The organism is Paenibacillus silvestris (genome assembly GCF_009882985.1).
Taxonomy (GTDB): domain Bacteria; phylum Bacillota; class Bacilli; order Paenibacillales; family NBRC-103111; genus Paenibacillus_E; species Paenibacillus_E silvestris.
Window position 1 is genome coordinate 18,182 of the sequence record NZ_WTUZ01000037.1, and the last position, 13,248, is coordinate 31,429.

General features: G+C 48.1%; 8 protein-coding genes. 1 reads left to right on the top strand and 7 read right to left on the bottom strand.

The window, feature by feature from the left end; translation table 11 throughout:
* Positions 1 to 27: 27 nt before the first annotated feature.
* The 6 genes from GQF01_RS27905 to GQF01_RS27930 all read right to left on the bottom strand — a co-directional run bounded on the left by GQF01_RS27905 (position 28) and on the right by GQF01_RS27930 (position 9,720).
* Positions 28 to 1,374, bottom strand: a complete 1,347-nt coding sequence (locus GQF01_RS27905; RefSeq protein ID WP_161410229.1) for an SPOR domain-containing protein — start codon at positions 1,372 to 1,374, stop codon at positions 28 to 30.
* Positions 1,375 to 1,527: 153 nt separating this feature from the next.
* Positions 1,528 to 2,973: a UDP-N-acetylmuramate--L-alanine ligase gene (murC, locus tag GQF01_RS27910; RefSeq protein ID WP_202556753.1), complete on the bottom strand. Its 1,446-nt coding sequence runs from the start codon at positions 2,971 to 2,973 to the stop codon at positions 1,528 to 1,530.
* Complete coding sequence (locus GQF01_RS27915; protein ID WP_161410230.1) at positions 2,924 to 4,309, bottom strand: bifunctional folylpolyglutamate synthase/dihydrofolate synthase; 1,386 nt, start codon at positions 4,307 to 4,309, stop codon at positions 2,924 to 2,926. The genes murC and GQF01_RS27915 overlap by 50 nt, the downstream gene beginning before the upstream one ends.
* Before the next feature lie 61 nt (positions 4,310 to 4,370).
* Entirely contained in the window at positions 4,371 to 7,040 is a 2,670-nt protein-coding gene (locus GQF01_RS27920) for a valine--tRNA ligase (RefSeq protein ID WP_161410231.1), read from the bottom strand.
* Between the two features lie 536 nt (positions 7,041 to 7,576).
* A complete protein-coding gene (locus GQF01_RS27925) occupies positions 7,577 to 8,713 on the bottom strand; it encodes a LysM peptidoglycan-binding domain-containing protein (RefSeq protein WP_161410232.1) in 1,137 nt (378 codons plus the stop codon).
* Positions 8,714 to 8,823: 110 nt separating this feature from the next.
* Complete coding sequence (locus GQF01_RS27930; protein ID WP_161410233.1) at positions 8,824 to 9,720, bottom strand: RluA family pseudouridine synthase; 897 nt, start codon at positions 9,718 to 9,720, stop codon at positions 8,824 to 8,826.
* A 265-nt stretch (positions 9,721 to 9,985) separates the two neighbouring features.
* On the opposite strand from GQF01_RS27930, the gene GQF01_RS27935 reads away from it, so the two are divergent.
* A complete protein-coding gene (locus GQF01_RS27935) occupies positions 9,986 to 11,497 on the top strand; it encodes a phosphodiester glycosidase family protein (RefSeq protein ID WP_235960583.1) in 1,512 nt (503 codons plus the stop codon).
* A gap of 417 nt (positions 11,498 to 11,914) precedes the next feature.
* Here the strand turns inward: GQF01_RS27935 and hemL are convergent, their stop codons facing one another.
* A complete protein-coding gene (hemL, locus tag GQF01_RS27940; protein ID WP_161410234.1) occupies positions 11,915 to 13,213 on the bottom strand; it encodes a glutamate-1-semialdehyde 2,1-aminomutase in 1,299 nt (432 codons plus the stop codon).
* Positions 13,214 to 13,248: the final 35 nt, after the last annotated feature.

Consider the following 13,248-nt stretch of genomic DNA (forward strand, 5'->3'; position numbering starts at 1 on the left):
CCTTGAAGACACCTGCTTTTTTTCAGGTTAAGATACGCTTATTTTCTTGAGTAGATCTTTCTGTGCAAGGATGTACTGCATCATGGACGTTTGAGCTTGCCAGAGCATCGCTGTGGAAGGACTTTTCTTGTACTCATCCATCGACTGTACAGCACTGTTCAGCGCTGATGTCATCTTCTGGACAATAGGCTTGGAGTCGTCGCTTAAGCCTTCATTCAGCGCCGTAGATAACATCGTCAGTGATTGATGAGAGGCGTGAATCGTTTGCAGGGAACTATCGGAAAGCGCGCTCGGCGTCGTTTCAGCTAGATGAATAAGAGCTAATTCATTAATCGTATTCACAAGCTTATTTCCTTCTGCTAAGAAAGCAGGTACCGAATCGGGCTTTTGACCGCCCCAACGGATTCCTGTTGCTGCCGGAATGTCTAAACTTTTGATATACACTTCAATTGTTTTATCCACGGTTTGGACTTGTTGTCTAAGGGTCGTAGCATCATCCTTGTTATTGGCAAAACCTACAAACACCGTGAGCTTATCCGAACTGTCGAGTGCGGATGCCAAGCCTTTCTTCTTCAGCGTATCCTGGATAGCCTGAGCTCCCTGCAAGGAGCTGAATACCCCGTTTTGCAGGAACGTGTAGGATTTAGCCGGAATTTGAACCGGTGTTACAGCACCAGCCGTTGCAGGAACGCCAACTGCTTGATCTGTGCCTGTTTTCGTCGCACCGCCCGGTGCTTTGGATGGGACAGCCGCTACATTTGCTGAAGGTACAGCGATTGTATTTTTACCGGACGCTGTATCCGTCGGGGTACGATCCGATGGTGAAAACATAGAGAGAACAAAAAATCCAAAAGCGACTCCCGTTACGACAGCACCTGCTACCGAGGTTGCAATGCGGATCCATGGCGCACCGTTTGACTTGGCATATCTAGCACCTGTTTCCGGTTCTACATAAGGCCCCTTGTGCGTCCAGCTCGACCATTCATCGCGGTTCCGCTCCGTTATTGGCTCAGGTCTTTGGACAGGAACCTCTCTGCTCGCTTGTTGCTCCCGGATGGCTTGAGACTCGCGAATAATTCGTTCGACTCTTTCGCCTTCCGTTTCAATCTGGCTATTCCAACTGCCAAAGTCGGTCGTGAACGTATTCAGCGCATGCGGCTCAAACAGACTTTCTACTTGCTCTCTCTCAGCTTGTTGATAGGGTGTTATCTCTTCTGAGTTTGGTCCATCATTGGGAGAATTCGGTACTACTTTATACTCTTCCTGATAGAGTGGAATCACCTTTTCTTCAGGACCCGATACTCGCGAGGCTTTACGGGTGGATTCTGTCGGCTCCTTGGAGTCGAAACGATACGTGATTCTTGCTTTACTCATGCCATTCACTCCTCATAAAATGTATTTGGAAACGGACTCGCCGTCATCTTGTCCAAATCTTCTGTTACTAGATTATGATTGAGAGAATTGAAATATGTTTGGTTGAACAAAAAAAGACCGCCTCAAGCCAATTGGCTTACAGCGATCTTTCCTCTAACCGTTCGTCTCGTATTTCTTGCGCAGCGACTTCGCTAAACCGTCGGCCGCTTTCCAGATATCTCCGGCACCCATGGTCAGCACCAAATCACCTGGCTGCACATGTTCGATTAAATAGCTCAGAACTTCTTCCCTTGTGGCAATGTGCTGAACATTAGGATTGCTATTGCTCTTGATCAATTCAACTAGTTTAGCTGAATCTACTCCTTCTATCCGCTTCTCGCCTGCAGGAGAATAAATATCGGTAATGATAACCTCATCCGCCTCATCAAAAGAGCGGCTAAATTGCTCAAAAAGATAATAGGTACGCGTATAGCGTTGAGGTTGGAAGACAGCAATGATTCGTTTGCCTGTTGCTTTGGCAGCAGAAATCGTAGCTTGAATCTCTGTCGGATGATGCGCATAGTCATCAATGACCAGGATGTTTTCTACTTCTCCAAGCACCTGGAATCTACGCTTCGCACCCCGGAACTCTTGAATAGCCTCAGCAATCTTCTCAAAAGGCAGTCCTGCTTCCAAGCAAGTGATTAATGTCGCTAATGCGTTATAAACGTTGTGCTTCCCTGGTACAGACAAGCTAACCTGCCCAAGCAGCGCACCTTTGCTGTGAACGTTAAACGTAACCTTACGGTCGCCTAACGAAATATCGCTGGCTACATAATCAGCGTTATTATCTATTCCATACGTGATGACTTCGCTTTGTATGTTCGGAATCATTTCGCGTAAGAACATATCATCCTGACAAACAATCGCTTTACCACCAGGTCTCACTTGGCTGAGGAATTGCTTGTAAGCTTGCTTTAAGTTCTCGAAATCACCGTTATAATTCTCTAAGTGATCCGCTTCAATGTTATTTACTAGCGCAAGCGTTGGATGATATTGAAGGAAAGTACCATCGCTTTCATCGGCTTCCGCTACAACGAATTCACCTTTGCCTGCTTTGGCATTGCTGCCCACATTCATGATTTCGCCGCCGATAATATAAGTCGGGTCTATACCGCAAATTTCCATAACCAGAGCAATCATCGAGGAGGTCGTCGTTTTGCCGTGAGCTCCTGCAACCGCAATGCCTTTGCGTTCATTCATAAGTCTTGCCAGCATCTGTGAACGGTGAATAACAGGGATATTTAATTCTTCCGCCGCTTGCATCTCCACATTATCTTTGGATAAGGCTGTCGAGTAAACGACCAAATCAGCACCTGAAACATTACGAGCTTCATGCCCTATGAAAACTTGCGCACCCTTCGCTTTTAGCTTTTCCGTTAACTCTTGGTGTGCTAGGTCGGAACCGGAAATCCGGTAACCCATCTCAAGCATGACTTTGGCAATTGCACTCATGCCGTATCCGCCGATACCAATAAAATGTACGTGTTCTGCTTGACTCACGCCGTTCTCACCATCCTTTTTCAGAATCGGTTTGATAGGTAATCCAAGAACGAACATCAGAGATTAAATACAGCGTGCCGGATACGACCGCCAGATCATCCTGCTCAGTTCTGCTTGTAAGGATTTCTAATGCCCGCTTCCATTCACGTTCGACCACGATATCCACCTGAAGGTTCATATCATGAATAAGTTCACGTGCCAGCTCGGCAAGCATCTCGGCATCCCCTTTTTTATGAAAATCGGGTTCCGTAATGATAAGTGTATCCACCAATGGTAGTATATGCCTGAGATAGCCCGTATGATTCTTTGTCGAAAGCATTCCCATCATCAGATTCAGCTTTCGGTAACTATAGACGGTTTGGAGCGCAGCCGCAAGTGTCGCAGCACCTTCAGGATTATGCGCACCATCAAGCAAAACTCGAGGCTCGTTCGAAATCATCTCAAGCCGGCCAGGCCAGCGCGTCTCTCTTAACCCTTTGTACAAGTCTTCATCATCTACGATGCACGCATAGTATTGACGAAGTACTTCCAGCGTCATCACAGCTACAGCGGCATTCTTCAGCTGATGTTCACCATTCAGCGAAATGGGCACGCCAGGGATCGGCCGGAATGGCCCCTTGAAATCAAAGGTTTGAAGATCCAATTCACTTGTCACATTCGCGATTTCGAATTGATCTCCAAGCGTGTAAAGTGTCGCTTTCTTGGCTTTCGCCGTTTGTTCAATAACGCTCCAGCCCTCATGAGGCTGGGCCGCTGTAATAATTGGAACACCGGCTTTAATAATACCGGCTTTCTCCGCGGCTACTTTTTCGATGGTATCTCCAAGGATGTCCATATGGTCATGACCCACATTGGTAATGACGGTTACGACCGGATTCACGATATTCGTGCTATCCAGCCTTCCCCCCAGGCCCGTTTCCCATACTACATAATCAGGATAAGCCACCTTGCCGAAGTACATAATAGCTAGCGCCGTAGAAATTTCAAACATCGACGGAGCGCCGAGTTCTGTTTCGGCAATCTCGTCAATAACAGGCAACATGTCATTCACTAGTCTCAGCAGATCTGCGTCTGGAATGTCCTCACCGTTCACTTGGATACGATTCGTATACTTTTCCAAATACGGGGACGTGAACGTCCCCACATCATAACCGCATGCCCGCAAAACAGAAGTTAAATAAGCGCATGTGGAGCCCTTGCCATTCGTTCCCGCCACATGAATGAATTTCAATCTGCGTTCGGGGTGACCGAGTTTCTCCATCAACATCTGCATCCGCTTTAGTCCCGGTTTGATCCCGTGTTTCTCCATCCGTCCAACAATCCAAGCAATCGCTTCTTGCGCACTTTGGAAAGCAACCGGATGGTTGTCTTTGAATTCGTTCATCGATCTCATCCTCATTTACTATATGAATAACCTTGTATACGTAACTAGGCAATCGTTGATTTTATCGAAATTAACCCTTTAATTCCGCTAAACGAGCAATCACTTTATCCCGCTTATCCGCATAGTCAGCAAGTTTAGCCTTCTCTTCCTCGATCACCTTCGCAGGCGCCTTGGCCACAAAGCCCTCATTGCCCAGCTTTTTCTCAATACGTTCAACTTCGCCATGCAGGGATTGCAACTCTTTATCCAGCCTCACGAGTTCTTGGGCAATATCGATCAGCCCGGCCAGCGGCAAGAACAACTCTGCTCCTGTGATGATCGCTGTCATCGCTTTCTCTGGCGCGGTCATTTCAGCATCGATTTGCAGCAAGGATGTGTTGCAGAAACGCTTCAGATACTCTTCGTTCCGCTGAAGAATGCTTTGTGTTTCACTGCTAGCCGGTTTGATCAGCAGCTCAACCTTTTTGCTCATCGGAACATTAACCTCGGAGCGGATGTTACGAACGGATCGGATTGCATCCATCAGAAGCTCCATCTCACGAACAGCATCCGGTGATTCGAACGCCGGGTTCTCCGTCGGCCAAGAAGCAAGCGTAATTGTTTCACCTTCATGCGGCAAATGCTGCCAAATTTCTTCAGAAATGAACGGCATGAACGGATGAATCAAGCGCTGTGTGTGATCAAGCACGTAAGCCAGCACCGATTGCGTCTTCTTCTTCGCGTCTGCATCTGTGCCGTATAAGCTCAATTTACTAAACTCAATGTACCAATCACAAAGATCATCCCAGATGAAATTATACAGCAGGCGGCCAGTTTCACCGAATTCATAGCTGTCGATTAGGCGAGTTACATCGCGAACCGTTTCGTTCAAACGATGCAGAATCCAGCGGTCTGCTGTGCCAAGGTGACCTGTTAGATCGATATCTTCGGCTTTAACGCCTTCGAGATTCATAAGCGCAAAGCGCGAGGCATTCCAGATCTTATTGGCAAAATTCCGAGCCTGCTCCACTCTCTCTAGTCGGAAGCGGAGATCCTGCCCTGGCGTGCTGCTTGTAGATATCATGTAGCGCATAGCATCTGCGCCATATTTCTCAATGATTTCTAACGGGTCTACACCGTTGCCAAGCGATTTGGACATTTTACGGCCTTCGGAGTCACGTACAAGTCCATGCATCAATACGTCTTTGAACGGAATTTGATCCGTAAATTCAAGGGCAGTGAAGATCATTCTGGCTACCCAGAAATAGATAATATCATATCCCGTTACTAGAACATTCGTAGGGTAGAAGCGTTTAAGGTCTTCCGTATCATTCGGCCAGCCCAATGTGGAGAATGGCCATAGAGCGGAACTGAACCATGTATCAAGAACGTCGTTATCTTGGTTAAGGTTCGTGCTTTGGCAATGTGTGCAAGCTGAAGCGTCTTCACGGGATACCGTAATTTGGCCGCAGTCTGCGCAGTGCCAAGCTGGAATGCGGTGTCCCCACCAGAGCTGACGGGAAATACACCAGTCACGAACATTTTCAATCCAGTTCAAATAAATCTTCTCAAAACGGTCTGGTACGAAGTTAACGCCTTTGCCTGATTTCTGCGCATCGATCGCTTGATCGGCAAGCGGCTGCATTTTTACGAACCACTGTGTGGACAAGTACGGCTCGATGACGGCACCGCTGCGCTCACTGTGACCTACTTGGTGAACATGCTCTTCAATTTTGATCAGAACGCCTTGTTCTTTCAGATCAGCAACGATTTGCTTGCGGCATTCGAAACGATCTTTGCCTTGATAAGGACCCGCATTCGCATTCATCGTGCCGGTTTCATCCATCACAAGAATTTGTGGCAGATCATGACGCTTCCCTACTTCGAAATCGTTCGGATCGTGGGCAGGTGTAATTTTCACAGCGCCGCTTCCGAATTCTTTCTCAACATACTCGTCTGCAATAACCGGAATCTCGCGGTTTACAATTGGAAGCAGCAATTTCTTGCCGATCAAATGCTTGTAACGCTCATCCTTCGGATGTACAGCAACCGCCGTATCTCCAAGCATCGTCTCTGGACGCGTTGTAGCAACAACGATGGAATCCAGTCCGTCTGTCGTTTTGTAAGACAAATGATAAAGCGCGCCTTGAACCTCTTTATATTCAACTTCAATGTCCGATAGCGCTGTACGAGCCGCCGGATCCCAGTTAATAATATAGTTTCCGCGGTAAATAAGTCCTTTTTCATACAAGCTAACGAAAACTTCACGAACGGCTTGTGACAACCCCTCATCGAGCGTAAAACGCTCACGGGAATAGTCCAAGGAAAAGCCCATTTTGGCCCATTGCTCGCGGATCGTGTTCGCATATTGCTCTTTCCATTCCCATACTTTCTCAAGGAATTTCTCGCGTCCCAGATCATAGCGGGATTGGCCACCCTCGCGGAGCTTCTGTTCAACTTTGGTTTGTGTCGCAATACCCGCATGGTCAGAGCCAGGCAGCCAAAGCGTGTCAAAGCCCTGCATCCGTTTCGTACGAACCAAGATATCCTGCAGCGTAAAATCAAGCGCATGCCCGATATGCAGCATACCCGTTACGTTAGGAGGAGGAATCACAATCGTGTAAGTTTCCGCCTCTGGACGACCGCCTGCTTTGAAAAACTCATTTTTAATCCAGTAATCGTACCACTTTCGCTCCGCTTCTTTGGGGTCGTACGTGGTAGGCATTTGAAGTTGCTCTTTGGTTTCATTCGTTTCGGTCATAAGATTACCTCCATTACTTTTATCTCTGTTAAATAGGCTTATGAGGCCTGTAATTAAGCTCATTTACTTGGTTAAATCAAACAAAAAAAGCCCTCCGCCCGCAAAGGACGAAAGGCTTGCTTCCGTGGTACCACCTTTATTCCGCGCAGCTTCAAAAAATTGAAGCGCGTGGCTCTCAAACAGATAACGGCTGCGGCCGGCAAATGCTAAGTGAGCTCCTCCGCGGATCGCGGGCGCTTACCGTCACATTCACAACTCCAGGGCGACTTCGTTCGGTTGCTTCCTATGGAACCTTTCAGCGCTGCAGTTCCACTCTCTGAAGGGCATTCCGCCTACTACTCCCTATCAACGTTTCCAATATTACTCAAAAAGGTTTACATCATATGATAACGAACATTTGAAATAGAGTCAATATATCATTCAAGTATTACCGTTTATATGTAAAATATGCCGCTTTCAAAAAAGATGTTCCGGAATAGATTAAGAGCCCCCAGCCGTGAAAATGGCCAGAGGCTCTTGCCTATGTATCCAGTCAATTATCTGGGAAGATAAATAACCTGCCCTGCTGAAATCTCTTGATCGCCGAGTCTGTTCAATAACTGCAGCTCACGAGGGTTGAGCTGATAACGCTTGGCAATCGACTCTAACGTTTCTTCTTTTTGAACGATGCACATTTTCAGTTTTCTAAATTCTTGAGAATTCGTTTGGTTCTGAAGAAACAGACGCTTCCATTCAACGGCATCTATGCGCGACTCCTCGGCAAGAGCAGCTTGCGCTTCTTCCTCAGCCCGCCTCTTGTCCGTAAGGTAAGAGCCCGCTTTCGAGAGTAGTGACTTGAGGCCATACGGGTTGAGATCGACAGCCTCATTGGCCTTCTTACCGAACGCAACTTTGAGATCCTTTTTCTCTTCCGTAACCACCGTGCTGTCCGAATGGGGGCTCACCTTCAATTCAGTTTGCTCAATTTCTACGACTGCTGAGCCGCCATCATCCCAGTCATCTTCCTGCAAAGACGAAGGTACCTGCTGCAAAGAAGGCGCAGGTGCGGGCTCTTCATTCATTTCCATTTGCATTGGCATCGGTGTAGGCATTTGTGTCACAGGCGTAGGCATCGGAGTCGGCATCGGTTGAACCGTTGGCTGCTGAAACTGGGGAGTCGGCTGCATATAGGGCATTGGAATCGGTTGAATCGTCGGATTCTCTTGAATAGGCTGAACCGGATAGGTAGCAGGCGGCTCGTACCGCGGGAAATTAAGCTCATGCACGAACGTAACTTCCTCTTCCTCCCGCCAGCTCTCCACCGGAGCCGAAACAATTTCGACGCCCTGCAGGGATAACACGCCGGTCACATTCAAACTCCGCGCTGATAATAAATCAATGTCAAAATTCTCAATATCCACTTGAATGTCTTCTACACGATGAATGCGATTCAGGGGTAATGTGATCTCTACAGGAATCAAATGCTCAAGTAGTCTGGGGGCTCCCCCCTCTTCGCTGGCATAATTGCCCGTAAGGAGCAAATTCCCTTTAAGTATCGCCTGATCATCCAAAGTAAGTACCTGAATGTGAGGAACCAATTCTACATCATTCAACTCTTGTATCCCCGCCAAATCCTCCTGCAAATGAACACGCTCGTAAATATCGAATCTCAGACCTGGTTGTTGTTCAGACACCGGAATAATCCTCCCTTCCATCAAACCCGGATGCCGAAGGCATTCTCGGATTGCTGGTCCATTTACTTGTTTGTCTTTCTAAGTATATGGGTGGTAAGGGCGAGGCATGACTACATTTTTGTAGTCGCCTCGGCTTTGTCCAGCAATTGCTGGAAATCAAGCGGCAACGGGGCATGAACCTCAATCAGCTCGTGTGTAACAGGGTGCTCGAACGTAAGTCTCTCCCCATGCAGGGCTTGGCGATGAAACATACGGGCAGAACCGCCGTACAAGACGTCGCCTATTAGTGGATGCCCTAAGTGGCTTAAGTGCACCCGTATCTGATGGGTGCGGCCTGTTTCCAGTTCCAGCTCCACAAGCGCAGCCTGCTTCAATTGGCGCAGCACACGATAGTGCGTCATAGCTTGATCGCCGCCAACTGTTACTCTGCGCTTACCGGAATGATGGCGGTCTTTGCCCATAGGCGCATCAATTGTTCCTTGCTTTTCTTTGAAAACTCCTTCTGCTAGAGCAACATACCGACGATCAATCCGCTTATCCCGCATCGCTTCATCAAGCAACACATGCACCCATTCATTTTTGGCATATAAAACAGCACCAGTCGTATCTTGATCTAGACGATGGATATGTCGCACGGCGCAGGCTTGACCGGTCGATTCATAATAATAGGCGACGGCAGAAGCCAGCGTACCGCCTTGACCAACTTCCGAAGGATGTACAGACATGCCTGCCGGTTTATTGACGACAAGGCAGAAATCGTCCTCAAACAAGACGTCAACCGCTTGGCGTTCAGCTTTGAAGGCAGCCTCTTCGTTCGGAAACACATGCAGTCTTACCAGATTGTCTTGTACGCGGATACGCCCCTGAGAGGCTAAGCGCAGAAAGTACTTGCGCGGAACCGGCAGCAAAGCTGCAATTTCATCTACGCCACCTGGCTTCAAAGGTTTCCATGTCTCATTCGGAAGAGGAAGTTCCAGCCACTCCCCACTGCGTTTCCATACGGTCATGAACGTGTCCCTCTATGAAAAGAAAATACGATCGCAAGTAAAATAAGCAGGAAAACGAGAGTCAAAGCCATTAAATCTATCGGAAAATCAAAAAAGTAGTAGCGTTTCATATATCAATAACTCCTTAAGAATATTGGATGACGTACATTTTATTTTAACAATTACCAATATCAATTGCATGCAAAAATATGATAATATAAGTCTAGTATTGATTTTTTTCGACATTGAATCATCAAATAGAATACTAGAGCAGGAGAGGAACAACTTGGGTAGTTCAATAATAGAACATTTTCGCAGCTACAGTTGGTTAAAGCGTATTTTACTTGTTATAGCAGTATGTACATTCCTGAGTTCAAGCTTTTTATTTCTGACGCCGCCTGGAACATTTATTCGTGAATATTTGGCCAAGACGGTCATCACCACGCAGCATCGAGACTGGGCCTGGATTTTCGTAGGGGCACAGCGTAGAGACCAAATGGTTCTTGAAATGCAAAATTTAACTGAGGTCAACTCGGTAGAAAAACAAGACTTGCAAGCCGTTCAGTTTAATACGAATCGTTCCATTGAAAGTCTCGTGAAAGTCGAAGATATCTCCGGTCAGTTCTGGAAAGGTAAAAAGATGTATGTCTACGATCCGCGAACCATTCGCGTAGTCGTTCCTGCTAAGCAAGGCGAAGGCGAGAGAATCACCTCGATGGTTCAGCGCACAGGCGCTGTCGCAGGTGTCAACGGCGGCGGATTTAACGATCCGGACGGTCTAGGCAACGGATTTGCCCCAATTGGAGCTATTATGTCCGGCGGAGAAATTCTTTATACCGACCAAGAAGGCAGCATTCCTCAGCATATTGTTGGGTTTACCAAAGAAGGTACGCTTATTATCGGAAAATATACGATTGACGATCTATTGAAGCTTGGCGTTACAGATGCCGTTTCGTTCTATCCGCGTGTTATCGCGAACGGCAAACCGCTCATTACAAGCGGTGATGGCGGCTGGGGACGTGCTCCTCGTACAGCCGTAGGTCAAAAAGCGGACGGTACCGTTATTTTCATCGTCATCGACGGCCGCCAAACGCAAAGTGTGGGTGCAACACTGAAGGAAGTACAGGATATGTTTCTGGCAGATGGCGTTATTAACGCAGGTTTCTTGGATGGCGGAGCATCTTCCGAGATGGTCTACAACGACGAGTTGATCACGAAGCCTTCCAGCCGTTATGGTGAGCGCCGACTGCCGTCAGCTTTCCTTGTTTTCGATCATCCAGATGAAGTAAAAGTCAAAAACGTTTGGGCAGGACTTACAAACATCGATCCAGGCGGTGCTTATGATCACCCTGATTTCTTGAAAGAGCAGGCTGAGATCAAAGCGAAGCCGCCAAAAGCAACACCGAAACCAACAGCAACGCCAACACCGTCCCAAAAGCCTGAATCCAGCAATGATCCAGTCAAGAATGGCGGAACAACACAGAACCCTTCAGAATCAGATAACGGTTCTGGCAAACCAAGTTCGACGGGGAAACCGCAAACTTCACCGACGACAACACCAACATCAACACCAACGCCGACCCCACCAGCGTCATCGGCAACCCCGACTCCTACACCGGGAACAGGCGGCGGCACAACAGGTTCCGGAGGCTCCTCAACAGGAGCTTCCGCAACACCAAAACCGAGCGCGACACCAACGCCGAGCTCGAACAGTACGCAAGGCCAGCAGGGCAGCAGCAATGGGGCAAATGGAGCAACTCCTTCTCAGCCCGTGACTAGCAGCCCTCCAGTGAAATAAGCTAGGCTAGGGTTACATAGGACCGCAAAAGAGGCTGTATCCGAAGTCATCGATCGTAGATGACTCAGATACAGCCTCTTTTTTCTATTAGGGAAGTAAGTGGCCTTTTATTTCTGCAATGGCCACTTACCCGTGCCGCTTACCAATAAGAGTCTCTAAAGACTTCTATATACGAAAAACCACCATTTTTTGCGCGCAGATAAGAGCCTCAAAAGACTCTTATCGCTCCGTGTATGGGGGGTGAATTGCTTGTTTCACCATAGATAAAAGTCTTTAGAGACTCCTATTTATGAAAAACAACGCTTTCTGCGCAGATAGGAGTCCCTAAAGAATCTTATTTACAGAAAAGGGAAGGGGCTGCCTCTAGGTCTTGCGACCTTTGGGTCAATCCCTTCCCCTTGAACGGGCATCGCCAGCTTACAATCTCTTCAAGGCCTCGCGATGAGCATCAATCGTCGCCGCGATATCTTCATCCGTATGAGCCGTGGATACGAACATCCCTTCAAACTGCGAAGGCGCAACCGAAACACCTAAATCAAGTAAATGACCAAAGTACGCATTAAATTTAGCCAAATCGGACGTTTTCGCTGTTTCATAATTCGTAACCTTCGTCTCTGTAAAGAACGGGCAAATCATCGATCCTACGCGATTAATCGTGCTTGCTACACCGAATTCAGCCGCATTGCGTGTGAATCCTGCTTCAAGCATCGCGGATTTGCGCTCCAGCTCCTCATAGGCATTCGGCTCGCCTAATAGCGACAATGTGGCATAACCTGCTGCCATCGCCAGCGGATTTCCGGACAGAGTGCCCGCTTGGTAGATCGGACCAGCCGGAGCCATTTGCTCCATAATGTCCAGACGGCCTCCATAAGCGCCTACAGGGAGTCCACCTCCGATTACCTTACCCAGACAGGTTAAGTCCGGTGTAACGCCGTACAGCCCTTGTGCGCAGTTCTTGTGCACGCGGAAGCCTGTCATCACTTCATCAAAGATAAGCAAAGATCCGTATTGCTTCGTAATTTCACGTAGTCCTTCCAAGAACCCCGGGGCAGGAGGTACAACGCCCATGTTCCCAGCGATCGGTTCAACGATCAGAGCGGCGATTTCTTCGCCGAACTTCTCAAATACCAACTGTACAGAAGCCAGATCATTATATGGCACTGTAATCGTATTGCTAGCCACACTGCTAGGGACACCTGGACTATCAGGCAAGCCCAAGGTAGCCACACCGGAACCGGCTTTGATCAGCAGCGCATCTGCATGCCCATGGTAGCTTCCCTCGAACTTAACAATCTTGTCGCGCTTCGTAAAGCCCCGAGCCAATCGCAAGGCGCTCATCGTCGCTTCTGTGCCTGAGTTCACCATCCGAACCATGTCGATGGAGGGTACTCGGTCGATGACCAGCTGCGCCATCTGCGTCTCCAACAGCGTCGGAGCACCAAAGCTCGTCCCCTTTTCGGCCGTCGTTTTAATGGCTTCTAGCACGACAGGATGTGCATGTCCTACAATAAGCGGTCCCCAAGAGCCTACGTAATCAATAAACGTGTTGCCGTCGATATCCGTAACGCGGGATCCGAACCCTTTGTCCATAAACAACGGAGTGAGTCCAACCGATTTAAAGGCGCGAACAGGACTGTTGACGCCACCGGGAATGACCTTCTTGGATTCTTGAAAAGCGGCTGAAGAACGCGTGTCGATTCTGCTCGAATTTTCCATAATTTAATACCCCCCGTTAAACTTTCTGTGCTAAA

Coding starts and splice junctions, on each gene's coding strand:
- hemL (WP_161410234.1), bottom strand. CDS start 13,213: ATGGAAAATTCGAGCAGAATCGACACGCGTTCTTCAGCCGCTTTTCAA.
- GQF01_RS27920 (WP_161410231.1), bottom strand. CDS start 7,040: ATGACCGAAACGAATGAAACCAAAGAGCAACTTCAAATGCCTACCACG.
- GQF01_RS27930 (WP_161410233.1), bottom strand. CDS start 9,720: ATGACCGTATGGAAACGCAGTGGGGAGTGGCTGGAACTTCCTCTTCCG.
- murC (WP_202556753.1), bottom strand. CDS start 2,973: ATGTTCGTTCTTGGATTACCTATCAAACCGATTCTGAAAAAGGATGGT.
- GQF01_RS27915 (WP_161410230.1), bottom strand. CDS start 4,309: ATGAGATCGATGAACGAATTCAAAGACAACCATCCGGTTGCTTTCCAA.
- GQF01_RS27905 (WP_161410229.1), bottom strand. CDS start 1,374: ATGAGTAAAGCAAGAATCACGTATCGTTTCGACTCCAAGGAGCCGACA.